Consider the following 23,421-nt stretch of genomic DNA (forward strand, 5'->3'; position numbering starts at 1 on the left):
GGCTGCGATACCATCCGACTCCCCAACGGACTCCCGCCAGGACGACGCGATGAACCGAGTGTTGTACCCAGGTACCTTCGACCCTATTACCAAGGGCCATGGCGATCTGGTCGAACGCGCCTCGCGCCTGTTCGATCACGTGATCATTGCGGTCGCCGCCAGCCCGAAAAAGAACCCGCTGTTCCCACTGGAACAACGGGTCGAACTGGCTCGCGAGGTCACCAAACACCTGCCGAACGTGGAAGTGGTCGGTTTCTCGACGCTGCTCGCGCATTTCGCCAAAGAGCAGAACGCCAATGTGTTCCTGCGTGGTCTGCGTGCGGTGTCGGACTTCGAATACGAATTCCAGCTGGCCAACATGAACCGCCAACTGGCACCGGATGTGGAGAGCCTGTTTCTCACGCCGTCGGAGCGTTATTCGTTCATTTCCTCGACGCTGGTGCGGGAGATTGCCGCGCTGGGCGGCGATATCAGCAAGTTCGTCCACCCGGCCGTGGCCGACGCGCTGACCCTGCGCTTCAAGAAGTAGGAGCTGCCGCAGGCTGCGATCCTTTCGTTTTTGGATCGCAGCCAAAGATTGCCCTTGATCGCCCCCGCGTGCACTGCGAGCGTCAATGCGGCACAATTGCGCGCATTGATTTATAGCGCCCGGGCCTGCCGCCCCGGCTGGAGTTAGCATGTCCCTGATCATCACCGACGATTGCATCAACTGCGACGTCTGCGAACCCGAGTGCCCGAACGCCGCCATTTCCCAAGGCGAAGAGATCTACGTGATCGACCCGAACCTGTGCACCCAGTGCGTCGGCCACTACGACGAGCCGCAGTGCCAGCAGGTCTGCCCGGTGGATTGCATTCCACTGGACGAAGCCCATCCGGAGACTGAAGAACAGTTGATGGAGAAGTACCGCAAGATCACCGGCAAGGCCTGATCTCTTCAGTGCCCGTCCGGCCCTCTTCGCGAGCAGGCTCGCTCCCACATTTGCAATGCATTCTCCTGTGGGAGCGAGCCTGCTCGCGAATGGGCCATCAGCCACACCCCTGAAACCCGATCAGCTCACTCGCGCTGTTCGAACCCCTCCCCTGTACACCCCAGACACCGCACAAACGCCGCTTTCGCCGGGTCTACCACCAGCGCCTGACCGGCATCGCCAACACCGCCGCCGAGCGCGGTAAACGGCAACGACACCACAAACGCTCCCGCACCGATCACCGTTGCCACCACCAGCAAAGGTCGGGCAATCAGCAGGTCGCCGAGCATGGCGTAGGCCGGGGGATTCTGGATGGTGTATCGCGGGTCACCGCTGCCGTTTTCCGAGGCCTGAACGGCCAGGCTGGAACACAGCAGCAGCGTGACGAAGAAGACTTGCAGGAGTTTCATGGCACGATCCTTCGGGCTGAACAGTGAGACTTCTCACTATAGACCCAAGGATTTTTTCAGGTCTGGCAGCGCGGGCAAAACACGCTGGCGCGCTGACCGAGCTTCACTTCACGCAGACCGGTGCCGCAGACCTTGCAGTGTTGCCCTACCCGGCCGTAGACAAACAGTTCCTGCTGAAAGTATCCCGGCTGACCGTCGCCGCCAATGAAATCGCGCAATGTCGTGCCGCCACGCTCAATGGCGGCGGCGAGGATGCGTTTGATCTCGATCGCCAGTTTCAAGTAACGCCCGCGAGAAATGCTTCCGGCTTCGCGGCGCGGGTCGATGCCGGCGGCGAACAGCGCTTCGGTCGCGTAGATATTGCCCACCCCGACCACCACCGCGTTGTCCATGATGAACGGCTTGACCGCCATCGAACGTCCGCGTGACAGCTTGAACAATCTTTCGCCATCGAACAGATCGGTCAGCGGCTCCGGCCCGAGGCGAATCAGCAGTTCGTGATTGAGCGGGTCGTTGCTCCACAGCATCGCACCGAAGCGTCGCGGGTCGGTGTAGCGCAGGGCCAGACCCGATTCCAGTTCGATGTCGACGTGCTCGTGCTTCAACGCCGGCAACCCGGCCTCGACCAGACGCAGATTGCCCGACATGCCCAGATGGCTGATCAGTGTGCCGATCTCGGCGTTGATCAACAGGTACTTGGCGCGCCGCTCCACCAGCACGATGCGCTGCCCGGACAGGCGCACATCGAGGTCTTCGGGGATCGGCCAGCGCAGGCGCCGGTCGCGGACGATGACCCGGCTGACCCGCTGGCCTTCCAGGTGCGGGGCGATCCCGCGACGGGTGGTTTCGACTTCCGGCAGTTCAGGCATGGTGTCCTCGGATCAATGCGCGCCGAGGTCGCGAATCGTTTGTTTGAGTGTTTCGAAGTCGTAGTCCGACAGACCGACGTAATCGAGCACCAGCGGGCCGACCGCGTTCCACTCGAAATCTTCGGTCTGGTTACCCAGCACCCGATACGAGGCGCAGATGTGCTCGGCCATTTTCAGAATCGCCAGCAAGTTTTTCAGCTGGCTGTTCTTCGACGATTCGTCGCTGAAAATCGCCAGCGCGTTGTGGTGGTTGGCGATGGCGGCGCTGACATGCTCCGGCAGGCGCCAGGACTTGGCCGTGTAGTAACCGACCACGGCGTGGTTGGTGTTGAACACACGGTTTTCCGTATCGACCACGCGGCATTCCGGGCTGGCGCTGGCGTAGGCCTCTTCCAGCACGGTCATGTAATTGGGGAAACGCTGCAGCATCAATGGCACGCCGCAATCGTGGAACAGGCCCAACGCATAGGCTTCGTCACCGGCCTGGGTGCCGATGCGCTTGGCCAGGGTCAGGCAGGTCATCGCCACATCCTGCGCGGTGTCCCAGAAACGATTGAGGGTGACGATGGTGTCGTCGTTCATCTCGCCCTTGATCGACTGCGCGTTGATCAGGTTGATGATCGAGCGGCTGCCCAACAGGTTTACCGCACGCTGGATCGAGGTGATCTTGTTGCTCAGGCCGTAATACGGCGAGTTGACGATTTTCAGCAGCGCGCCGGACAGGCCGGGATCCTGGGAGATCAGCTTGGCGATCACCTCCAGGTCCGGGTCGGGCATGTACTGCTCCATTTGCAGATCCACCATGATCTGCGGTTGCGCCGGCACACTGATGCCTTGCAGCGATTGTTGAATCTGTTCGGTGGTCAGCTCTTGGGACATAAGTACACACTCCGGGGCAGGCGGCGATTCTAACCGCTGAAACGGCAGGGCGACACACCGATGGGCACATCGTCGGAACTTTCATCTGTGCCCAGGCTTCGGAATCTGTAGGGCGCATCGGACCTCAACGGTCCGCTGCGAAGGCAAAATCTCCACAGACTCAGGAGCTTACCGATGGCAACTTCCCTCAATGGCAAACGCGTCGCTATTTTGGTTACCGATGGTTTCGAACAGGTCGAACTGACCGGCCCCAAGGAGGCCCTGGAGCAGGCCGGCGTGCAGGTCGATATTCTTTCCGCCGAGGCTGGCACGGTGAAAGGCTGGAACCATGACAAACCGGCCGACGACTTCCCGGTCACCAACACTTTTCAGGCTGTGAGCGTCGATCAATACGATGCCGTGCTGCTGCCGGGCGGTGTGCAAAATTCCGACACCATCCGTATCGACCAGGATGCTCTGCATCTGGTCAAGACTGCCGCTTCGGCGGGCAAGCCGATTGCCGTGATCTGTCATGGCAGCTGGCTGCTGATTTCCGCAGGGCTGGTCAATGGCAAGACCATGACCAGCTACAAAACGGTCAAGGACGATCTGGTCAATGCCGGGGTCAACTGGGTCGACCAGGAAGTAGTCAAGGACGGCAACCTGATCAGCAGCCGCCAACCGGATGATGTGCCGGCGTTCAGTCAGGCCCTGATTGACGCACTGGCTGCATAAGAGCTGAAATCGCTTTCGCGAGCAGGCTCGCTCCCACAGGTGAATGCATTGCAAGTGTGGGAGCGAGCCTGCTCGCGAAGGCATCATCAGCGTTTCATCGCATCCTCAGCCCTGCGCAAACCTCAACACGCTATACTCCCGCTCTTTTTTCCGGAGCGACGTCATGTCCCTGCCTAGCCTGCGCCTCAAAGCCAACGCCGACCGTCGCCTGCGCAACGGCCACTTGTGGGTCTACAGCAACGAAATCGACGTGGCCGCCACGCCTCTGCACGGCTTCAAGGCCGGCGATCAGGCGGTGCTCGAAGCCGCTGGCGGCAAGCCGTTGGGCATCGTCGCCATGAGCCCGAACAACCTGATCTGCGCGCGCCTGCTGTCGCGCGACATCAAACTGGCACTCGACAAGTCGTTGCTGGTGCACCGTCTGAACGTCGCGCTGTCGTTGCGCGAGCGTCTGTTCGACAAGCCGTTCTATCGCCTGGTCTACGGCGACTCCGACCTGCTGCCGGGTCTGGTGGTCGATCGTTTCGGCGACATTCTTGTGGTGCAGATCGCCTCGGCGACCATGGAAGCGCACAAAGACGACGTGATCGCCGCGCTGACTCAAGTGCTCAAGCCAAGCGGCATTTTGTTCAAGAATGATTCCGCCGCCCGCGACGCCGAAGGCCTCAACCGTTATGTCGAAACCGTGTTCGGTCTGGTGCCGGAGTGGGTCGCGCTGGAAGAGAACGGCGTCAAGTTCGAAGCGCCGGTCATTCAAGGGCAGAAAACCGGCTGGTTTTACGATCACCGCATGAACCGCGCGCGCCTGGCACCTTACGCAAAGGGCAAACGCGTACTTGATCTCTATAGCTACATCGGTGGCTGGGGCGTGCAGGCCGCTGCGTTCGGCGCCAGCGAAGTGTTCTGCGTCGACGCCTCTGCATTCGCCCTCGACGGCGTCGAGCGCAATGCCGCGCTGAACGGCTTCGCTGACAAGATGACCTGCATCGAAGGCGACGTCTTCGAAGCCTTGAAGGAACTCAAAGCCAGCGAAGAGCGCTTCGACGTGATCGTTGCCGATCCGCCGGCCTTCATCAAACGCAAGAAAGACATGAAGAATGGTGAAGGCGCCTACCGTCGTCTGAACGAGCAAGCCATGCGCCTGCTGACCAAGGACGGCATTCTGGTCAGCGCTTCGTGCTCCATGCACCTGCCGGAAGATGATCTGCAGAACATCCTGCTGACCAGCGCCCGTCACCTGGACCGCAATATCCAGATGCTCGAGCGTGGCGGTCAGGGTCCGGATCATCCGGTGCATCCGGCCATCGCTGAAACCCGTTACATCAAAAGCATCACCTGCCGTCTGCTGCCCAACAGCTGATTGCGCTTGAACACCGGGGAGCCACTGAGCTCCCCGTTTTTTTTTGCGCGCCCTCCCCCCGTTTTTTCACACTCGACATGAGTGTCCAGCCCTCTTCCTACAACTTCTTTCTCGCTGCCTTGCAGGAAGTTTCGTCATGCCTGTCAATCATGGAAATTAAACCTACACAGTAAGTCTCCTGCAAAAGATCACTCCGACAAAATTACTGGAATATTCCTACTTAATATCCGCTTGCCAATATTCGATTACAAACTAATATGAAGTTGTCGCAACGAAGCGACTCCAACTACCAACGAACAAGGAGTTCACATCATGAAAACCATTTATCTCGAAGCAAACACACTCGCCAACCTGGCCTTTCTGGTTGCAGCCACCGGCCGCTAAGTAAGCCTGGACGCCGGAGAGTGCCGGCACTCTGGCGTCCATCAGACTTTTTCCCGAGTGACCTGAGCCCATGTATATCAATCCTTTTCTTTTTATATTGCCGCGCCCGCCCGGACAAGTTGTCTGGAACTACAAGAACCATACTCAACACGAACTTGATCTTGAATACTCCCATCGCCTCGCCAGCCTTATACACAACCCTGATCTATTTGACCCAAACAACATAATAGACAGACAACTTCTGGACGCCGGCATTTTAATAACTTTAAAAATAGACAGTCCGAATTGGGGCTGGGATGAATTGTCGAAGATCTATCACATCGGCACACAAAACATACCTAGCGCACATACGCCTCGGAATATCCACGAGTGGTCCAGGCAATATCTGGCGCACTGCAGCGAAGTGCTGGCGAAGCCAGAACCTGCAGACACCCGGGCGCGGCGATCAGTGCAGCCCCTGATTACCCTGCCCGTACCGGGCGCCATTGATGATGACAGCCTGACTCAGGCCCTGATGAGGCGCAAAACCTGTCGTTCCTACACCGGTGCAGCGGTGACACTGGATGAGGTCGGCACGCTGCTGTATTTGACCCTCGGCTATCTTCCCACACGCGACAATGCCCACGACGATCCGGTCGCACCGGGTCTCGAGGCACGCCGAAGCTGCCCGTCCGGCGGCGGATTGAACGCCTGTGAGGGATTTGTCCTGGCGCAAAATGTCAGCGGACTGGAACCCGGCATCTACGCCTATCACCCTGCCGAACACGCCCTGAGTCGGATCAATGCGCTGCCGGATCCGGAGCTGGGTCAATTGCTCGGCGGCCAGCATTTCATCAACAACCTGCCACTGGGCGTGTTCATCACTGCAAGGTTTGATCGTCTCTGGTGGAAGTACGAGCACTCGCGTGCCTATCGCATGGCCTTCATCGAAGCCGGTCATCTCTCGCAAACCTTTCAACTGGTAGCGACGACGCTGGGATTGAACACCTGGTTGACCGGCGCGTTTGCCGACGCACAGATTGAAACCCTGCTCGGCATCGCGGACAGCGCCGAGCAACCGTTGTTCTTCGTCGGCTGCGGACAAAGCGATGGCCAGGCCATGTGCCAGGAAATGCGTGATCTGCTCAGCGGAGCACAGTCATGATTCCCACGGCTATGGACGAAAGCGAAGCCCCGGTGTCATGGTCGCTCAAATTCACGCTTCCAGGCTGGGAGAACCGTGCATCGGTACGCAGCAGTGTCCACGACTATCGATTACCGGGCGATGTCGAGCAGCAATTGCAAACCCGCTACTGGTTACCCCCGGCCTTTGTGCCCTATCTGGCGCATCCGGCCATCCAGGCCAAAGGTCGCGAAACCCTGCACCGCCTTACCGCCAATCATCTGGTGTATTTCCTCGACTACACCACCCTGCTCGAACACCGCATCGTCAACCGCGCGGTGGAAGTCATCGTGCACCGCGAACTGCCCATTTATATACCGCTACCGATGAAACATGCGGCACTGCAGCTGTATACCGACGAGGGCTACCACGCGCTGTTTTCCAACCAGATTGCCGAGCAGATCGCTGCGCTCTACGGCATCACCCGGCGACCGGTCATTCCGAAGCGGATCAGCCGCATGAACGCTTTGATCGCGCGCACGCCGGAGAAAAACCGTGCATTGGCCTGGTTCCTGCTGGGATTTGTCTCGGAAACCATCATTGCCCGCGAGTTGCTGGAGGTCTGCCGCGACACGCTGGTATCCAGTGTGAGTGACATGTTGCGTGATCACCTTGCCGACGAAGCCCGGCACAGCCGCTATTTCGCCGAAGCCTTCCATTACTTCTGGATTGCGATGAACAGTCGTCAACGCCTGTTCGCCAGCAAGACCCTCGTGGAGATCATTTCCATCTTCTTCGAAGCAGATGAAGGCTGGCTGCAACAAAGCCTGCGTTCGGCCGGTATTGCCGAGATCGACGTGATGGAGATTGTCGGCGGCACGGCAACGGTGCAGGCCAACCGCGCCCGTGCACGCGTTGGCTGCAAACCTACGGTGGAGGCCTTGCACAAGGCGGGCTTCTTTGCATTGCCCCACAACCAGACACTTTTCGCCAAAGCAGGATTGATCGATGGATAAACACAGCCGTGCAACCACCCGCCGACAACAGCGCGGAGCAATCAGCCTGCTGCTGGCGATGATCCTGCTTGGCGTGTTTCCGCTGGATGTGCTGCTGCCTTCCTTTCCGGCATTGGCAGCCCACTTTGGCCGATCGGCAAACGACATCGCGCTGTCGATCAGTCTGTTTGCCGTGGGCATCGCATTTGCCCAGTTATTGATCGGCCCGCTGTCAGATGTGATCGGGCGCAAAGGTCTGCTGCTTGCCGGCATGAGCGTGTCGCTGCTCGGCGCACTTGGCTGCGTGCTGAGCAATGACTACACGCTGTTCCTGATTTTCCGGGTGATGCAGGCGCTGGGATGCGGTTGCTTCGTGCTGTCCCAGGCACTGGTGCAGGATCTGTTCGAAGGCAACGAGCGTGATCGCCTGCGGATCCTGATGGTCACCGCAACGGGCATCTTCATTTCGGTATCACCATTGGCGGGCACGTTTCTGCAAGCCACGCTCGGCTGGCGCGGCAGCTTCTGGGTCTTCATCGCCCTGGCCGCAGCAGTTTTGATCAAGACCTGGCGATTGCTCGATAACAGCCGTCCTCCTCATGATCCCGGCCGCCTTGGCTTCATCCAGTCCTATCAGCGCGTCTTGGGCAATTTCGAATTTGTCGGCTGTTGGCTGATTTCCGCATTCGCTTTCGCTTGCCACTTTTCCTTCATCGTCATTTCCCCGCTGATCTTCATGGAGCAGCTGCAGATGGCACCTTACGATTTCGCCTTGATCCTGCTGATTTACGGCGCCGCCTATGTCTTTGGCGGCGTGCTCGCCAGCGTGCTGAACCGGCATATCAATGCGCAACAGCAGATTTTTACCGGGCTGAGTCTGATCCTGCTCTCGGGACTGGTAATGCTCTATCTGGCCGCCAACCATGATTTGTCAGCTGCGACGGTGCTGATTCCAATGCTCATCTGCACGGTGGGCACGACCATTTCCCGGCCACCGGCTACCTCCCGCGCCATGAGCCTGTTTGCCGAAAATGCCGGCGCATCGGCGTCTGCCGGCAGCACCATCATCTTTATCTGTGGCGGGCTGGTCAGCGCCTTGATCAGCCTCGGCCCGGCCAACCTGCAAGCGACGCTGGGTTACGGCTTCGTGGTGTTGAGCGGCGTATCGCTGTTGCTCAACAGCGTGATTGGCCGTCGCGTCAGCAACCTGCGCAGCAACAGGTTGATGCCCGGAGGCGACCATTGACCCTGCCAGTCGTCATCCCGCGCACCGCATCAGCAAGTCAACGATGCTTTGCGCCATTCCCTCGCGGCGTCAGCGGTGTAGAATCGCCTCATTCATCGCCATTCATCCCCGGCGGGTTTATGAGCTCAGGCTGAGACCAGCGGCGATCCCGCAACGTCATCGGCAGCTTCCGGACACACGGCCATTTTTCGGGTGTTTCAGAGGTCAACAGAAGCTCACTCCCCTTTAGTACGTGATTAGCCGCCCGGAGTGCTCCATGCCAGATTACCGCTCGAAAACATCCACCCACGGCCGCAACATGGCCGGCGCCCGCGCACTGTGGCGCGCCACCGGCATGAAAGATGACGACTTCAAGAAGCCGATCATTGCCATCGCCAACTCGTTCACCCAGTTCGTCCCGGGGCATGTGCACCTGAAGGACCTGGGTCAACTGGTCGCCCGCGAAATCGAACGCGCCGGTGGCGTGGCCAAGGAATTCAACACCATCGCCGTCGATGACGGCATCGCCATGGGCCACGACGGCATGCTGTATTCGCTGCCGAGTCGCGAGATCATCGCCGACTCCGTCGAGTACATGGTCAATGCCCACTGCGCCGACGCTATCGTGTGCATTTCCAACTGCGACAAGATCACCCCGGGCATGCTGATGGCCGCGTTGCGCCTGAACATCCCGGTGATCTTCGTTTCCGGTGGCCCGATGGAAGCGGGCAAGACCAAACTCGCCTCCCACGGCCTCGACCTCGTCGACGCCATGGTGATCGCCGCCGACTCCAGCGCTTCTGACGAGAAAGTCGCCGAGTACGAGCGTAGCGCCTGTCCAACCTGCGGTTCGTGCTCCGGCATGTTCACCGCCAACTCGATGAACTGTCTGACCGAAGCACTGGGTCTGGCCTTGCCGGGCAACGGTTCCACTCTGGCCACCCACAGCGACCGCGAACAGCTGTTCCTGCAGGCCGGTCGCACCATCGTCGAGCTGTGCAAGCGTTACTACGGCGAGAACGATGACTCCGTGCTGCCGCGCAACATCGCCAACTTCAAGGCGTTCGAGAACGCGATGATGCTCGACATCGCCATGGGCGGTTCGACCAACACCATCCTGCACTTGCTCGCAGCCGCCCAGGAAGCCGAGATCGATTTCGACCTGCGCGACATCGACCGTCTCTCGCGCAGCGTGCCGCAGCTGTGCAAAGTCGCACCGAACATCCAGAAGTACCACATGGAAGACGTGCACCGCGCCGGCGGCATTTTCAGCATCCTCGGTTCGCTGGCCCGTGGCGGCCTGCTGCACACCGACCTGCCGACCGTACACAGCCGCAGCATGGAAGAAGCCATCGCCAAGTGGGACATTACCCAGACCAACGACGAAGCCGTGCATCACTTCTTCAAGGCAGGTCCTGCGGGCATTCCGACCCAGACCGCGTTCAGCCAGTCGACCCGCTGGGAAACCCTCGACGACGACCGTGAAAACGGCTGCATCCGCAGCTTCGAGCACGCCTATTCGAAAGAAGGCGGTCTCGCCGTGCTGTACGGCAACATCGCGCAGGACGGTTGCGTGGTGAAAACCGCCGGAGTCGATGAGTCGATCCACGTCTTCGAAGGCAACGCGAAAATTTTCGAAAGTCAGGACAGCGCCGTGCGCGGCATCCTCGCTGACGAAGTGAAGGAAGGCGACATCGTCATCATTCGCTACGAAGGCCCGAAAGGCGGCCCGGGCATGCAGGAAATGCTCTACCCGACGTCCTACCTGAAATCCAAAGGTCTGGGCAAAGCCTGTGCGCTGCTCACCGACGGGCGTTTCTCCGGCGGTACTTCCGGCCTGTCGATTGGTCACGCTTCGCCAGAAGCTGCGGCCGGCGGCGCGATTGGTCTGGTGCAGGATGGCGACAAGGTGCTGATCGACATTCCGAACCGCTCGATCAACCTGTTGGTCAGCGACGAAGAACTGGCGGCACGCCGTGCCGAGCAGGACAAGAAAGGCTGGAAACCGGTCGAGGTGCGTCCACGCAAAGTGACCACCGCGCTCAAGGCCTATGCCCTGCTGGCGACCAGTGCCGACAAGGGCGCGGTGCGTAACAAAGCGATGCTCGACGGGCTGTAACCGTCAAATCGTCGATGCAAAAATGCCCCGCCATGTGCGGGGCTGATCGTTCCCACGCTCTGCGTGGGAATGTCTCAAGGGACGCTCCGCGTCCAGTGACGCGGAGCGTCACGGGCTGCATTCCCACGCAGAGCGTGGGAACGATCCAAAACAAGATCAAAAGATCGTAACCTTCGGCAGCTCCTACATGCGATCGTGGCTTACTGGATGTCTTCCGGTTTGACGATCACCCAGTTCTTGTCCGCCGTCACCGGCAAGCCTTCCTTGGCCTGCGCCGCCGCGTGCCTGGCCATCATGCCGTTGATTTGCGTCATGTACTTGTCCTTGCGGTTGATCCACAAGTGAATGCCGCCCTTGGCCACGTCGACATCATGGAACAGCATGTAACCGTCGCTCGTCGGGGTATCGCCGCCGACCAGCACCGGTTTTTTCCATTCATCGATATAGGTCAGGATCGCTGCGTGCTTGCCGGCCATCCACGTTGCCGGGGTCCACAGGTACGGCGTCAGCTCCAGGCCGAGGTTGGCCTTCTCGTCATATTTGCCAGCAGTGATCTGTTTGCGCGCAGTGGTCAGCTCGCCGGTCTTCTGATCCTTGAGCAGCAGTGAAACGCCAATGACGTTCTGCGGTTTGACGTTGTAACCGTACTTGGGATCCGCCGCGACCATACGCACCAGTTCCTCGGAGGCGGCGGTCATCACGTAGACCTCGATGCCGTTCTCCATCAGCTTGTTGTACAGCTCCTGCTGGCCAGTGAAGATCTTCGGCGGATTGACATCGAGCTTCTTCACCACATCGCCTTCGTAATACGTCGCCGGCACCGGTTTGCCCGAAGCCATCAGCTCGTCAACGTAGCCCTTGAGTTCCTTGAGGGTGAAGCCAGAGAATACCTGCGCCACCCACGGGTAGCAGACCATGTCGTCGACTTCGCAGAGCCGGTAGTAATAACTGAACAGGCTTTCCTTGTGCTCGGCGGTGTCCTTGAAGGGCATCAGTTTCAGCGAGGGGTCGAGCTTGTCGCGGGTAATAAGGCCTTTGTTTTCCATGAACGGCAGCAAGGATTCTTCGAGGTCGTAGCGGTAACTGGTGTTGTCCATGTCGAACACCGCGTAATTACCCTTGTTGGCGTTGGCGGCAATCATCGCGTCCAGCGCCTTGGCCTGATCCGCCGGCCAATGCTTGAGGTCCGTGGCCAATGCCTGGCCAGCAAGGCCAGCCGCCAGTGCCATAGCCAACAACGTGCGTGCAATTCTCATAGCGCTACTCCCCGATGCAAAGAGTTCGACGCTAACAAATCATTGTGACAAGCCTCGCCTGTCAGCGACCGCTTACGTCCCCTGCGCGTCAGTTGCATTGCCGACAGCGACACGCGCTTATTCCAAAAACGACGGTTGCCCAGCCATTTTGGTATTAAATCATTGCAAATCAAGCTGTTAGGCTTGCCGGTTCGCAGCAGCCCCGGATGGCTGTTGGCACAGTCTTTACTGGAGTTCTCATGAATCTACCGCTGATTCTCAACTTGCTGGTGTTCCTCGCCCTGCTCTTCGGTCTGGCGCAGACCCGCCACACCACCTGGAGCCTGGCGAAAAAAGTCCTGCTCGCACTGGTCCTCGGCGTGGCGTTCGGCGTCGCGCTGCACACGATTTACGGTGCCGGCAATCCGGTGCTGAAAGCCTCGATCGGCTGGTTCGATCTGGTCGGCAACGGTTACGTGCAGTTGCTGCAAATGATCGTGATCCCGCTGGTGTTCGCTTCGATCCTCAGCGCCGTCGCCCGCCTGCACAACGCCTCGTCGCTGGGCAAGATCAGTTTCCTGACCATCGGCACGCTGCTGTTTACCACCGCCATCGCAGCGCTGATCGGCATCGGCCTGACCAACCTGTTCGGCCTCAGCGCTGAAGGTCTGATCGCCGGCACTCAGGAAATGGCGCGCCTGCAAACCATTCAGAACGACTACGCCGGCAAGGTCGCCGACATGAATGTGCCGCAATTGCTGCTGTCGTTCATTCCGCAGAACCCGTTCGCCGACCTGGCCCGGGCCAAGCCGACCTCGATCATCAGTGTGGTGATCTTCGCCGCGTTCCTCGGGGTTGCCGCGCTGCAACTGCTCAAGGACGACGTCGAGAAAGGTCAGAAAGTGATCAACGCCATCGACACCCTGCAAGCCTGGGTGATGCGTCTGGTGCGTCTGGTGATGAAGCTGACCCCGTACGGTGTGCTGGCGCTGATGACCAAAGTGGTCGCCGGTTCCAACCTGCAGGACATCATCAAGCTGGGCAGTTTCGTCGTGGTCTCGTATATCGGCCTGGGCCTGATGTTCGTCGTGCACGGCGTGCTGGTGTCGGCCGCCGGAATCAACCCGCTGCGCTTCTTCCGCAAGATCTGGCCGGTGCTGACCTTCGCCTTCACCAGCCGCTCCAGCGCGGCAACCATTCCGCTGAGCATCGAAGCGCAGACCCGTCGTCTGGGCATTCCGTCGTCAGTCGCCAGTTTCGCTGCCTCGTTCGGTGCGACCATCGGCCAGAACGGGTGTGCCGGCCTGTACCCGGCGATGTTGGCGGTGATGGTGGCACCAACGGTCGGCATCAACCCGCTGGATCCGCTGTGGATCGCGACGCTGGTAGCGATTGTCACGTTGAGTTCGGCCGGTGTCGCCGGAGTGGGTGGCGGCGCGACGTTCGCCGCACTGATCGTGCTGCCGGCGATGGGCTTGCCGGTGTCACTGGTGGCGTTGCTGATTTCGGTCGAGCCGCTGATCGATATGGGGCGCACCGCGTTGAACGTGAGTGGCTCGATTACCGCAGGGGCGATTACCAGTCAGGTCATGCAGCAGACGGATAAAGCGCTGCTGGATGCCGATGAACACGCAGAGTTGGCCCAGGCTTAAGCTTCTCAGCGACTGAGCGGGCCTCTTCGCGAGCAGGCTCGCTCCCACACTGAAATGCGTTCCCCTGTGGGAGCGAGCCTGCTCGCGAAGCTGTTAGGCTTTCTCCCAAACCTCAAAGCTATATGCAGGTTTATCGCCCTCTGCCGGATTCGGTACATTCGACACCAGCTTCCATTCGCTCAGATCAAACTCCGGAAACCACGCATCCCCTTCCGGGCTCAGCGCCACGCGGGTCAGGTACAGCCGATCGGCCTGCGCCAGTCCCTGCGCATACAACTGCGCGCCACCAATCAGCATCAGTTCATCAACGCCCTGGGCTTTCGCCCATTCCTCGGCGCGCGCCACGGCGGCTTCCAGCGACGGATAGACCTCGGCGCCTTCGAGCTGCAGATCGGTCTGGCGGCTGACCACGATGTTCAAGCGCCCCGGCAACGGCCGGCCGAGCGAATCCCAGGTCTTGCGACCCATGATGATCGGCTTGCCGAGCGTGGTCGCCTTGAAGTATTTGAAGTCCCCCGGCAGGTGCCAGGGCATGCTGTTGTCGACGCCGATCACGCGGTTTTCACCGAGGGCTGCGATCAGGCTGAGGGGCAGTGATTTAGTCATGCCGGCGAGGATACCAGAGCCGCGCTTACCCCGATAAGCGCCACAGCGGTTATGCTCAGCGCTCGATTTAGCGACGGGACGCCGCGTGACTGAACTGACTCCACTGCAAAACCTCTGGCTCACCGAAACCATCCGCCTGCGCGAAGAACACGCGGGGCCGCTGGATGATCTGGAAGCCAATCGTCTGGCCCGCGCCGCTGGCGGCGATCTGCCGGGCCGCATTGCGCGCCGGGCGCTATGGCTGGCCGAGCGCGACGGGCTCACCGCCGCGCTCAAGCACTGGCTGCAAGGCGCGCGTCTGGCGCTGGTGCTGTTGATGATTGTCGCCGTGCTCAGCGGCGCCGGTCTGGCATTCGCCGCACTTGGCCAGACGCCGGTAAATGTGTTCTGGGCGCTGGGCAGTCTGCTCGGGATCAATCTGATTTTGCTACTGAGCTGGGCGCTGGGCTTGATTTTCGCTGGCGAACACGGCGCCACCCTTGGGCGCTTATGGCTGTGGCTCAGCGAAAAATTCGCTCGCGACACCAAAGCCGCGCAACTGGCGCCGGCCCTGCTGTTGCTGCTGCAACGCAAGAAACTCAACCGCTGGGCGCTCGGCGCGTTGGTCAATGGCCTGTGGCTGCTGGCGATGCTCAGCGCGCTGATTCTGTTGCTGACCCTGATGGCCACGCGGCGCTACGGCTTTGTCTGGGAAACCACGATCCTCGGCGCCGACACCTTTATCCATGTCACCCAGGCCCTTGGCTATCTGCCGTCGCTGCTCGGCTTCAATGTGCCGACCGAGGAAATGATCCGCGCCAGCGGCGACGGCGCACTGGATATTGAAAGCGCACGACAAGCCTGGGCGACCTGGCTGGTCGGTGTGCTGGTGGTCTACGGCGTGCTGCCGCGCCTGCTGCTCGCGCTGTTGTGCCTGTGGCGCTGGAACAGCGGCAAAGCCGCGCTGCGCCTGGATCTGAACCTGCCCGGCTACGCGCAACTGCGCGAACGGTTAATGCCAACCAGCGAGCGCCTTGGCGTCAACGACCCGGAGCCGGCGCAACTGCATCGCGTCGAAAGCAACATCGGCGAACTGGCCAGTGAAGGCGCGCTGCTGGTGGCGATCGAGTTGGACGAACAGCGTCCATGGCCACCCGCGCTGCCGAAAAACGTCAGCAACGCGGGCATCCTCGACAGTCGCGAATCGCGGCACAAACTGCTCGAGCAACTCAGTCGCTTCCCGCCAGCGCGGCTGGCCATCGCCTGTGATCCGCGACGTTCGCCGGATCGCGGCAGCCTCGCGCTGATCGCCGAACTCGCGCGCAACGCCGGCGCCACTCGCATCTGGCTGCTGCAAGCGCCACCCGGCGAAGCGCTGGACGGGCAACGTCTGGGTGACTGGCACGCGGCGCTGCAACAGCTGGAACTGCCATTCGCCGATTGCGCGCCGATGAACTGGCTGGAGAGCGGACATGACTGATGCACGCAAGGCCCCGCTGAAACTGGCAGTGGTTGGCCACACCAACGTCGGCAAGACCTCGCTGCTGCGCACGCTGACCCGTGACGTCGGCTTCGGCGAAGTCTCGCACCGGCCGAGCACCACCCGGCATGTCGAAGGCGCGCGGTTGTCGGTGGATGGCGAGCCGTTGCTCGATCTGTACGACACGCCGGGGCTGGAAGATGCGATCGCCCTGCTGGATTTTCTCGAGCGTCTGGAACGCCCCGGCGAACGCCTCGACGGCCCGGCACGGCTGGCACGGTTTCTCGACGGCAGCGAGGCGCGCCAGCGTTTCGAACAGGAAGCCAAGGTACTGCGACAACTGCTGGCCTCCGATGCCGGTCTGTATGTGATCGACGCCCGCGAACCGGTGCTGGCCAAGTACCGCGACGAGCTGGAAGTGCTCGCCAGTTGCGGCAAACCGCTGCTGCCGGTGCTGAATTTCGTCAGCAGCGCCAACCATCGCGAACCCGATTGGCGTGAAGCGCTGGCGCGGTTGGGGCTGCATGCGTTGGTACGTTTCGACAGCGTCGCGCCGCCCGAGGATGGCGAGCGGCGCTTGTACGAGAGCCTCGCCCTTCTATTGGAAAACGCCCGGCCGCAACTGGAGCGGTTGATCGCCGACCAGCAGGCGCAGCGCCTCGCCCGTCAGCAAAGCGCCGCGCGCTTGATTGCCGAATTGCTGATCGACTGCGCTGCGTGCCGACGCAGTGTGGTCAGCGAAGCCGAGCAGGAACAGCAGGCGATCAGCGAACTGCGCAAAGCCGTACGTCAGCGTGAGCAGAAGTGCGTTGAGACGCTGCTCAAGCTCTACGCGTTTCGCCCGCAGGACGCGGCGGCCAGTGACTTGCCGTTGCTCGACGGGCGCTGGGGCGATGATCTGTTCAACCCGGAAACCCTGAAGCAACTCGGCGTGCGCGTCGGCGGCGGCATTGCTGCCGGTGCAGCGGCCGGGGCTGGGGTGGATTTGCTGGTCGGCGGGATTACCCTTGGCGCGGCGGCACTGGCCGGCGCGATTGCCGGTGGCGCACTGCAAACCGCGCGCAGTTATGGCAGTCGCCTGCTCGGCAAGATCAAAGGCCAGCGGGAATTGACAGTGGATGACGCCGTGCTGCGCCTGTTGGCGTTGCGCCAGCGCCAGTTGCTGCTGGCCCTGGATCAGCGCGGGCATGCGGCGATGGACAGCATTCAGGTGGCCACGCCTCTGGACAAGACCTGGCGCGAAGGCAAGTTGCCGGAAGCGCTGAACAAGGCCCGTGCGCATCCGCAGTGGTCGTCGCTCAATCCGCAGGCGAAGTTGAATCAGGCGGAAAGGCAGGAGCAGGTTGAGGCGTTGGTTGATCGGGTGCTTGAGCTTTAGATCGCTACCCCCTCACCCCAGCCCTCTCCCGGAGGGAGAGGGGGCCGACTGTGTTGCTCTTGGGTCATACACCGACCTGAGATATCCAGTCGAACTCAGGTTTGAAAAGCATGGAGATCAGCTCCCCTCTCCCTCCGGGAGAGGGCTGGGGTGAGGGCTGCAATCACTCAGCCGACAACAATTTCTCAGCCTTGCGCTTTAACACACTCAGATCCACCAGCGGCACCGCAACCTCCTTCGCCAACTCATCCCAACACCGCATGCGCAGACTCAGCGCACACAACGGATTAGCCTCGAACGCATCCGCCTCAGCCGCGCTCATTACCCCGCCCTGATATTCCAGCGTCCTGCGACTCGCCTCACTCAACCGCGCGTAATAGCCCGGCTCGCGTAACGTCAGATAGCGCTTGGCCTGGACGTGATATTCCACCAGTCGCGCCAGCCGTTCGCTGAAACCTGCCTCACGCAGATAATCGGCCCCGAGCCGCTCATGGCTGACCACGCCATAACCGCCCATGTTTTCCGCGCCCTCGGCACACAAATGGCCGATGTCATGAAAGAACGCCGCCAGCACCACTTCATCGTCACAACCTTCGGCCATAGCCAGTTCTGCGGCCTGGGACATGTGCTCGAGCTGCGACACCGGTTCGCCGATGTAATCGCTGGCGCCGAAGCGTTCATACAGGCCGAACACCCGGGCGATCACCTGTTCGTGATGCATGCCTCCTCCAGTAATTGCGCGATATTGCGTTCGGCCAGCGCCGGGCCGACGCTCATGCCGACGCCGGTGTGCATCAGCGCCACGCTCAGGCCCGGTGCCGGACGCAGGAATGAAAACGGGCCCGGCCCACGAGCACCATAGACGCCCTGCCAGCGTTCGACCACTTGCACTTGGCATCCCAGCGTCTGCTCGGCGAGTTCGAGCATCCAGTTATCGACCTGCTCGGCGTTGAACGGTGACGCATCGCTGCCGTAATGATGCGAATCGCCGATGATCAGTTCGCCATACGGTGTCGGGCTGATCAGCAAGTGAATGCCGTTGGCGTGCAGGTGCGGTTGTTCACGGAGGATCTGCGCCTGCACCGCTGCGGCTTGCGGCAAATCGGCGAAAGCGCCGTAGTGCACGCAGCTCAGTCCGGTGAGCACGGCGTGTTGCAGATCGAGATCGACCTGCGGTTTGGCCCGCAGCATTTGCAGACGACAGATCTGCGGATTGAGCGCGGCAATCGGCTCGGCCAGTAGGGTCTGATAGTCGTGGCCGGAGCAGACGATGATCTGCTTGCCGGTAAAACTGCCAGCGGTGCTGTGCAGATGCCCCGGCTCGACACCGCGCACCAGCGTGGAAAAGTGAAACTCGACGCCGAGGTCACGGCGCAAATAATCGATCAGCGCCGGAATCGCTTCGCGCGAATACAACTGCTGATCATCGATACCGTGCAACACAGCACGGTGATGGCTGAACTGGCCGCCGTAGAGATCACGCAACGCCGCGCCGCGCAGCAGCTCGACGTTGTAGCCGTGCTCGATCGCGCGGCCGGCGCAGAAGACTTCGAGCAGGTGTTCTTCGGCCTCGTTACGGGCGAACAGGTATGAGCCGTTGCGTTTGATCTGCAGGCCGGCAAGTTGCGCCCAGTCGCCCCAGATTTCGCGGCTGGCCCTGGCCAGGTCGAGCATGGTGCCGGGCGGCTGACCGGTGACCAGTGCCTGGCCGAAATTGCGCACCGAAGCGCCAAGGGGCGTGGCTGTGCGTTCGAATACCGCGACTTTCAGGCCGCGTTTGGCGGCGGCATAGGCGTGGGACAGACCGAGAATGCCGGCGCCGATGATGAGCAGGTCTTGGTGTTGTGTCATGTAGAGGTGCTCTGAATGAGAAACCGCTTTCGCGAGCAGGCTCGCTCCCACAGGGGACAGCATTGCAACTGTGGGAGCGAGCCTGCTCGCGAAGGGGCCTTGTCAGTCGATAAAGATCTTACTTGGCGACAACTTTCTCGGACTTGCCGTCATACCGCTTGCGCCATTCAGCCAGGATCTCGTCGCGATTCTTCGAGGCCCAGGCAAAGTCGTTCTTGATCAGGCGCTGCTCATAGTCGGCTGGCAATTCGGTCTGCGGCTTGGCAATCCCCGGCTGGGCGAGCACGGCGAAGTTCTCCTTGTAAAGATCCATCGCCTCGGCGCTGGCGGAGAAGTCGGCGAGTTTTTTCGCTGCCTCTTCATGCGGCGTGCCCTTGATCACCGCCGTCGCTTCGATCTCCCAGCCCAGACCTTCCTTCGGCAGGATGATGTCCAGTGGCGCGCCCTGGCGTTTCAACTGTACGGCTGGATATTCAAAGGAAATCCCGATCGGAAACTCCCCCGCCGCCGCCAGTTTGCACGGCTTGGAACCGGAGTGAACGTACTGGCCGATGTTCTGGTGCAAGCCGTCCATGTAGGCCCAGCCCTGCTTCTCGCCGAAGGTTTGCAGCCAGGCGCTGACGTCGAGGAAACCGGTGCCGGAAGACGCCGGGTTGGGCATGACGATCTTGCCCTTGTACTCAGGCTTGGTCAGGTCCTGCCAACTGACCGGTTTGCTCAGCCCCTGCTTCTCGGCTTCGACGGTGTTGAAGCAAATGGTCGCGGCCCACACATCCATGCCTACCCAGGCTGGCGGGTTGGCGGCGTCGCGGTAATTCGCGCCGATCTTGGCCAGATCCTTCGGTGCATAGCTTTGCAGCATGCCTTGCTGATCGAGAATCGCCAGGCTCGACGCGGCCAGGCCCCACACCGCGTCAGCCTGCGGACGAGCCTTTTCGGCGAGCAGTTTGGCGGTGATGATCCCGGTGGAATCGCGCACCCATTTGATCTCGACGTCCGGGTTGGCTTTTTCGAACGCGTCCTTGTAGGACTTCAGTTGCTCGGCTTCGAGTGCGGTGTACACCGTCAACTCGGTTTTTGCCGCGAAGGCATTCAGGCTGAAAGTCGCGAGCACAGCAGCGGCCAGGGCCATAGGCTTGAACATGAGCGTTTTCCTGTAGATGAGTTGAACGGAGTTGCAATCAGTGACCGGGCGCGGTTTGCCGCCAGGCCTGGGAACGGCGCAGCAAACCGCGCGAAGCCCACGCCAGCAGCAAGGACACGCCGGCCGAAGTGAACAGAATCAGGGTCGACATCGCCGCCGCGCCGCCGACGTTGCCGGCATCGTCCATGTTCAGCACCGCCACCGCCGCGAGGATGGTGTCGGGGCTGTAGAGGAAGATCGCGGCGGAAACCGTGGTCATTGCCGAGACGAACAGGTAGCGCACGATGTCCAGCAGCGCCGGCAGGCAGATCGGCACGGTCACGCGCAGGTAATGCCGGTACAGCGGCGCCTTCAGCGACAGCGCCGCAGCCTCGAACTCAGCATCGAGCTGGCGCAGCGCGGTGGTCGCGGTCATTTGTGCGGTGGTCAGGTAGTGCGCAATGGTGCAGACGATCAGCAGCGTCATCGTCCCGTAGAGCACGTGCAGCGGATTGCCGCTGAGGTTGAAGAAGAAGACATAGCCGAGACCCAGCACCAATCCCGGCACCGCCATCGGCACGAAGCTGAGCATGCGCAAAGCCAGGTTCAGCCCGCGCTGAGTGCGGGTTTTCTCCATCAGATAGGCGCCGGTAAAAATCAGCACGCTGCCAATCAGCGCCGTGCCCAGCGCCATCTTCAGACTGTTGCCGTAGGCGAGCCAGCCACCGCCAGCGGTTTCGTTGAACTGATAGTGGTTGAGCGACAGCGACAGGTTGTACGGCCAGAACTTCACCAGCGACGAAAACACCGCCATGCCGAACACCAGCATCAACGCCGCGCTGATCAGCAAAACAATGGCCAGATAGCAGCCGTCGCGCAGCTTGCACGGTAGCGGTTTGAACACCTGCGCGCGCCCGCTCATGGAGTCACCATGGCGGCGACGCAACCAGGCATCGACACCGAAACTGAACAGCGCCGGCAGCAACAGCACCATGCCGATCAACGCGCCGCGACCGAATTGCTGCTGACCGACCACGGCTTTGTAGGCCTCCAGCGCCAGCACTTGATAGTCGCCACCGACCACCACCGGCACACCAAAATCGGTAATGGTCAGGGTGAACACCAGACAGAACGCGGCGAACACCGCCTGGCGGGTCGCCGGCCAGGTAATGCTGCGAAACGCCTTGGCCGGACTGGCGCCCATGCTCGATGCGGCATCGAACAGCCGCGCATCGGCCAGCGACAATGCCGAGAGCAAAATCATCAGCGCATGGGGAAAGGTGTAGATCACCTCACCCAGCACAATGCCCCAGAACCCGTAGATATTGTCCGAGAGCAGCCCACGCAGCATGCCCTGATTGCCGAACAGATAGACCAGCGCAATTCCCGGCAGCATCGACGGCGCCATCAGCGGCAGCAGGGAGATCCCGCGCCAGATGCCTTTGCCCGGAATCAGCGTGCGTTGCAGCGCGTAGGCAAACAGGTAGGCCAGCGGTACGACAATGGCCGCCACGCTGAGGGACACTTTCAGGCTGTTGCCGAGCAACCAGTGGAAATTGGCGCTGGTCACCAACTCCTTCGCCGCGAGCCAGCCACCGCCCTGCCCGGCGTCATTGCTGAAGCCGCGCCAGAAGATCGCCAGCAAGGGCAGCAGCACTGCAAGGCCGAGCAACACCAGCAGGAGGATTTTCCCGCCGACCACGAACAGGCGATCACCGATCTCGGCTTCCGAGGACTGTCGCACCTGCTTGTGCGGTAGCGGCAGCGCGAGGTTGCTGTTCATCAGGCGAACACCTGCAAACTGCGCGGCGGCAAGGCGACCATGATCTGCTGGGCGCCGAGGCGCGGCATGGCTTCTGGCGCGATTTCGGCGAGCAGTGCGTGGCCCGGCAATTGATCAAGTTCGAAGCTCATCCGGCAGCGATTGCCGAGGAAAGTGATTTCGCGAACCCTGGCCGGGAAAAGGTTCTCTTCGTGCACCAGCGGATTGACGTTGATCGCCTCCGGGCGGCAGAACAGTCGACCCGAAGCGCCGTGTACGCTGCCCTCGGCCAGGCGCAGATTCATCCCGCCGACCCGGGCGTGACTGTCGCTGCTGCGCTGAAACGGCAGCCAGTTGCCCTGGCCGACAAACTCGGCCACGAACGGCGTGGCCGGACGGTTGTAAATTTCCTGCGGCGTGGCGTACTGCTCGACGCGGCCGTTGTTCATCACGGCGATGCGATCGGCCATCAACATCGCTTCGTCCTGATTGTGCGTGACCATCAGCGTGGTGATGCCGAGGTTGCGTTGCAGCTGACGCAGCTCGGTGCACAGATGCTCGCGCACCCGCGCGTCGAGGGCCGACATCGGTTCGTCGAGCAACAGCAGCGACGGGGCCGGCGCCAATGCGCGAGCCAGCGCGACCCGCTGTTGCTGACCGCCGGACAGTTGGCCGGGGTATTTTTTCTCACTGCCAGTGAGGCCGACCAGTTCCAGCATCTGGCCGACACGACGACGCACTTCATCGCGACCGCTGCCGGCGAGGCCGTAGGCAATGTTCGCCTCGACCGTCAGGTTGGGGAACAGCGCGTAGGACTGGAACAGAATCCCGTAATCCCGCGCTTGCGGGGCGAGGTGCGAGACATCGCGATCGCCCAGGTACAGCTCGCCACTGTCCTGCTGCTCCAGCCCGGCGATGCAGCGCAACAACGTGGTCTTGCCACAGCCCGACGGGCCGAGCAGACACACCAGTTCGCCGGCGGCGACGTCGAGGGAGACGTTGTCCAGCGCAGTGAACGCACCGAAACGCTTGTGCACGCCGCGCACTTTCATTGGCGCGCCGGGGTTGGTCAGGGCAGTTGCGATGGCAGGATTCATGGACAGGCCTCATCAAACGGATGAGGCCAATCCTAGAGTTGTAATGCGTCCGTCATGTGGCAGCGAGGCAAAAACGGCTGATAGTGGTATTCGGGGATTTTGGTTCAGATTGTGTTTTGCCTGGGCTGACGCCTTCGCGAGCAGGCTCGCTCCCACAGGGGATCGTGTTCACAACCCAAATCCAATGTGGGAGCGAGCCTGCTCGCGAAGAGGCCTTCTCAGACATTGAAGGT

21 protein-coding genes are annotated in these 23,421 nt (G+C 61.1%); 11 read left to right on the plus strand and 10 right to left on the minus strand.

The genetic code is table 11. The features are described 5' to 3' along the window. The first annotated feature begins 49 nt into the window (after positions 1-49). Both coaD and AC0Z5Z_RS01185 read left to right on the plus strand, forming a co-directional pair. Positions 50-529 carry a pantetheine-phosphate adenylyltransferase gene (gene coaD, locus AC0Z5Z_RS01180; RefSeq protein ID WP_003229157.1) on the plus strand — a complete coding sequence of 160 codons (480 nt, stop codon included), beginning with the start codon at positions 50-52 and terminating at the stop codon, positions 527-529. Between the two features lie 148 nt (positions 530-677). Next, a complete protein-coding gene (locus tag AC0Z5Z_RS01185) occupies positions 678-929 on the plus strand; it encodes a YfhL family 4Fe-4S dicluster ferredoxin (RefSeq protein WP_003195146.1) in 252 nt (83 codons plus the stop codon). 125 nt (positions 930-1,054) lie between these two features. On the opposite strand, the gene AC0Z5Z_RS01190 is transcribed toward AC0Z5Z_RS01185, so the two are convergent. The 3 genes from AC0Z5Z_RS01190 to AC0Z5Z_RS01200 are packed head-to-tail and all read right to left on the minus strand — an operon-like array spanning position 1,055 to position 3,072. Then, positions 1,055-1,378: a hypothetical protein gene (locus tag AC0Z5Z_RS01190; protein ID WP_041476834.1), complete on the minus strand. Its 324-nt coding sequence runs from the start codon at positions 1,376-1,378 to the stop codon at positions 1,055-1,057. 56 nt (positions 1,379-1,434) lie between these two features. Next, positions 1,435-2,247, minus strand: a complete 813-nt coding sequence (gene mutM, locus AC0Z5Z_RS01195) for a bifunctional DNA-formamidopyrimidine glycosylase/DNA-(apurinic or apyrimidinic site) lyase (RefSeq protein ID WP_485610607.1) — start codon at positions 2,245-2,247, stop codon at positions 1,435-1,437. A 12-nt stretch (positions 2,248-2,259) separates the two neighbouring features. Further along, complete coding sequence (locus tag AC0Z5Z_RS01200; RefSeq protein WP_164558347.1) at positions 2,260-3,072, minus strand: HDOD domain-containing protein; 813 nt, start codon at positions 3,070-3,072, stop codon at positions 2,260-2,262. A gap of 228 nt (positions 3,073-3,300) precedes the next feature. Between AC0Z5Z_RS01200 and AC0Z5Z_RS01205 the strand changes: the two genes are divergently transcribed. From AC0Z5Z_RS01205 to ilvD, 6 genes are all read left to right on the plus strand, one after another. Beyond that, positions 3,301-3,840, plus strand: coding sequence for a type 1 glutamine amidotransferase domain-containing protein (locus AC0Z5Z_RS01205; protein WP_485610608.1), 540 nt, complete (start codon positions 3,301-3,303; stop codon positions 3,838-3,840). A 163-nt stretch (positions 3,841-4,003) separates the two neighbouring features. Further along, the gene (locus AC0Z5Z_RS01210) at positions 4,004-5,200 is read left to right on the plus strand and encodes a class I SAM-dependent rRNA methyltransferase (RefSeq protein ID WP_016772700.1); all 1,197 of its coding nucleotides are present in this window, start codon (positions 4,004-4,006) and stop codon (positions 5,198-5,200) included. A 454-nt stretch (positions 5,201-5,654) separates the two neighbouring features. After that, on the plus strand, positions 5,655-6,728 hold the full coding sequence (locus AC0Z5Z_RS01215; RefSeq protein ID WP_485610609.1) for a SagB family peptide dehydrogenase: 1,074 nt from the start codon (positions 5,655-5,657) through the stop codon (positions 6,726-6,728). Next, positions 6,725-7,702 (plus strand): diiron oxygenase, encoded by a 978-nt coding sequence (locus AC0Z5Z_RS01220; protein ID WP_095181321.1) that lies wholly within the window; start codon positions 6,725-6,727, stop codon positions 7,700-7,702. Before AC0Z5Z_RS01215 ends, AC0Z5Z_RS01220 begins: the two co-directional genes overlap by 4 nt. Next, complete coding sequence (locus AC0Z5Z_RS01225) at positions 7,695-8,927, plus strand: MFS transporter (RefSeq protein ID WP_056786308.1); 1,233 nt, start codon at positions 7,695-7,697, stop codon at positions 8,925-8,927. The genes AC0Z5Z_RS01220 and AC0Z5Z_RS01225 overlap by 8 nt, the downstream gene beginning before the upstream one ends. A 256-nt stretch (positions 8,928-9,183) precedes the next feature. After that, positions 9,184-11,025 carry a dihydroxy-acid dehydratase gene (ilvD, locus tag AC0Z5Z_RS01230; protein ID WP_485610610.1) on the plus strand — a complete coding sequence of 614 codons (1,842 nt, stop codon included), beginning with the start codon at positions 9,184-9,186 and terminating at the stop codon, positions 11,023-11,025. A 200-nt stretch (positions 11,026-11,225) separates the two neighbouring features. Here ilvD and AC0Z5Z_RS01235 read toward each other — a convergent pair whose 3' ends face one another. Continuing rightward, positions 11,226-12,281 carry an HAD family hydrolase gene (locus tag AC0Z5Z_RS01235; RefSeq protein WP_095181319.1) on the minus strand — a complete coding sequence of 352 codons (1,056 nt, stop codon included), beginning with the start codon at positions 12,279-12,281 and terminating at the stop codon, positions 11,226-11,228. Between the two features lie 239 nt (positions 12,282-12,520). Here AC0Z5Z_RS01235 and AC0Z5Z_RS01240 point away from each other — a divergent pair, with 239 nt between their 5' ends. Further along, positions 12,521-13,912 (plus strand): L-cystine transporter, encoded by a 1,392-nt coding sequence (locus AC0Z5Z_RS01240; protein ID WP_485610611.1) that lies wholly within the window; start codon positions 12,521-12,523, stop codon positions 13,910-13,912. 93 nt (positions 13,913-14,005) lie between these two features. Here AC0Z5Z_RS01240 and AC0Z5Z_RS01245 read toward each other — a convergent pair whose 3' ends face one another. Then, positions 14,006-14,518 carry a dihydrofolate reductase gene (locus AC0Z5Z_RS01245; RefSeq protein ID WP_125925423.1) on the minus strand — a complete coding sequence of 171 codons (513 nt, stop codon included), beginning with the start codon at positions 14,516-14,518 and terminating at the stop codon, positions 14,006-14,008. An 85-nt stretch (positions 14,519-14,603) separates the two neighbouring features. On the opposite strand from AC0Z5Z_RS01245, the gene AC0Z5Z_RS01250 reads away from it, so the two are divergent. Together AC0Z5Z_RS01250 and AC0Z5Z_RS01255 are read left to right on the plus strand one after the other, a co-directional pair. Continuing rightward, positions 14,604-15,977 (plus strand): DUF2868 domain-containing protein, encoded by a 1,374-nt coding sequence (locus AC0Z5Z_RS01250; protein ID WP_460161414.1) that lies wholly within the window; start codon positions 14,604-14,606, stop codon positions 15,975-15,977. Then, positions 15,970-17,355, plus strand: coding sequence for a GTPase/DUF3482 domain-containing protein (locus AC0Z5Z_RS01255; protein WP_056786291.1), 1,386 nt, complete (start codon positions 15,970-15,972; stop codon positions 17,353-17,355). Before AC0Z5Z_RS01250 ends, AC0Z5Z_RS01255 begins: the two co-directional genes overlap by 8 nt. Before the next feature lie 163 nt (positions 17,356-17,518). On the opposite strand, the gene AC0Z5Z_RS01260 is transcribed toward AC0Z5Z_RS01255, so the two are convergent. The 5 genes from AC0Z5Z_RS01260 to AC0Z5Z_RS01280 all read right to left on the minus strand — a co-directional run bounded on the left by AC0Z5Z_RS01260 (position 17,519) and on the right by AC0Z5Z_RS01280 (position 23,188). Beyond that, complete coding sequence (locus AC0Z5Z_RS01260; RefSeq protein WP_485610612.1) at positions 17,519-18,076, minus strand: phosphonate degradation HD-domain oxygenase; 558 nt, start codon at positions 18,074-18,076, stop codon at positions 17,519-17,521. Then, positions 18,058-19,206: a TIGR03364 family FAD-dependent oxidoreductase gene (locus AC0Z5Z_RS01265; protein ID WP_485610613.1), complete on the minus strand. Its 1,149-nt coding sequence runs from the start codon at positions 19,204-19,206 to the stop codon at positions 18,058-18,060. The genes AC0Z5Z_RS01260 and AC0Z5Z_RS01265 overlap by 19 nt, the downstream gene beginning before the upstream one ends. A gap of 118 nt (positions 19,207-19,324) precedes the next feature. Next, positions 19,325-20,350: a putative 2-aminoethylphosphonate ABC transporter substrate-binding protein gene (locus AC0Z5Z_RS01270; RefSeq protein WP_122698613.1), complete on the minus strand. Its 1,026-nt coding sequence runs from the start codon at positions 20,348-20,350 to the stop codon at positions 19,325-19,327. Positions 20,351-20,387: 37 nt separating this feature from the next. Further along, positions 20,388-22,112 carry a putative 2-aminoethylphosphonate ABC transporter permease subunit gene (locus AC0Z5Z_RS01275; protein ID WP_485610614.1) on the minus strand — a complete coding sequence of 575 codons (1,725 nt, stop codon included), beginning with the start codon at positions 22,110-22,112 and terminating at the stop codon, positions 20,388-20,390. Continuing rightward, positions 22,112-23,188, minus strand: a complete 1,077-nt coding sequence (locus tag AC0Z5Z_RS01280; RefSeq protein WP_460094524.1) for a putative 2-aminoethylphosphonate ABC transporter ATP-binding protein — start codon at positions 23,186-23,188, stop codon at positions 22,112-22,114. Before AC0Z5Z_RS01280 ends, AC0Z5Z_RS01275 begins: the two co-directional genes overlap by 1 nt. Between the last annotated feature and the right edge of the window lie 233 nt (positions 23,189-23,421).

The sequence above is a fragment of the Pseudomonas sp. 1L-E-NC-VB-C3 genome, assembly GCF_057291535.1.